The 1,337-nt window shown below is 74.9% G+C and carries 1 protein-coding gene; it reads left to right on the top strand.

What is annotated here, in order from left to right:
* Positions 1-1,337: alcohol dehydrogenase catalytic domain-containing protein (locus ACIQU6_RS44895; protein WP_403488533.1), on the top strand; the 1,337-nt coding region annotated here is incomplete at both ends.

Genomic DNA, 1,337 nt, shown 5'->3' with positions numbered 1-1,337 from the left:
GCCCTGCACGCCGCCCTCCTCACCGACGACGGCAACACCGGCCTGCCGTTCGCCTGGGAAGGCGCGACCCTGCACGCCACCGGCGCCACCGCACTGCGCGTCCGGCTGACCCCGACGGGCGACGAGGGTCGATCGGTGGCCCTCGCCGTCGCCGACACCGCCGGTCGCCCGGTCGCCACCATCGACCAACTCGTCTCCCGCCCCGTCTCCGGCGCGCAGTTGACCGGCGCCACGAGCCTCGCCCGCGATGCCCTGTTCGCCCTGGACTGGACCCCGGTCCCGGAAGCGGAGAGCGCAACCGCTGCGGACGGCGGCCACGGTGCCCCCACCACCCTCGCACTCATCGGAACGACGGCGATCGACGCCGAACTCGCCGCCGACCTGGCCGCCGCCGGTGTCCGCGTCACCACCCACTCCGACCTGTCCGCCCTCGCCGCGGATGACACCGACGTTCCGGACACGGTCCTGATCGCCCTCGGGGAAACCAAGGCCGCGGACGCGACGTCGGACACCCCGTCCCCCTCCCCGGCCGAGGCCGCACACACCCTGGCCGCCGACGCACTCGCCCTCGTCCAGCAATGGACCGAGCAGGGACGTTCCACAGGCGCCGCACGGTTGGCGTTCGTCACGACCGGGGCCGTGGCCGCCGGCGGGACCGACATCACCGACCTCGCCGCGTCGGCGGTCTGGGGCCTGGTGCGCTCCGCGCAGTCCGAGGCCCCCGACACCTTCGTCCTCATCGACCGGGACCCGCGCCCGGCCGGCCCGCACGACCGCACCGCGGCCGCCGAACGGGGCCGCCTGCTGCTCCGCGCCCTGCACACCGCCGAACCGCAGCTCGCGCTCCGCGACGGCGGAGTGCTCGCCGGCCGGCTGACCCGCGTCGATGCGGACGCCGTCCTCGCCCCGCCGGCCGACCCGGCCTGGCGACTCGACAGTACGGCCAAGGGAAGCCTCAACGGCCTCGTCCTGACCCCGTATCCGGCGGCGTTGGAACCGCTGACGGGCCACCAGGTCCGCGTCGAGGTCCGGGCGGCGGGCCTGAACTTCCGCGACGTCCTCAACGCGCTCGGTATGTACCCCGGCGACGACGTGGGCCTGTTCGGCTCCGAGGCGGCCGGTGTGGTCGTGGAGGTCGGACCGGAGGTCACCGGCCTCGCTCCCGGCGACCGCGTCATGGGGATGATCACGGGCAGCTTCGGCTCCCTCGCCGTGGACGACGCCCGCCGGCTGACCCACCTGCCCGAGGACTGGTCCTGGGAGAGGGGTGCTGCGGTGCCGTTGGTGTTCCTGACCGCGTACTACGCCCTGCGGGAGTTGGGCGGACTGCGGGCGGG

The sequence above is a fragment of the Streptomyces sp. NPDC090442 genome, from assembly GCF_044769405.1.
Lineage (GTDB): Bacteria > Actinomycetota > Actinomycetes > Streptomycetales > Streptomycetaceae > Streptomyces.
The sequence above is the reverse complement of the archived record's forward strand: the minus strand, read 5'-3'. Positions and strand labels throughout refer to the sequence as shown.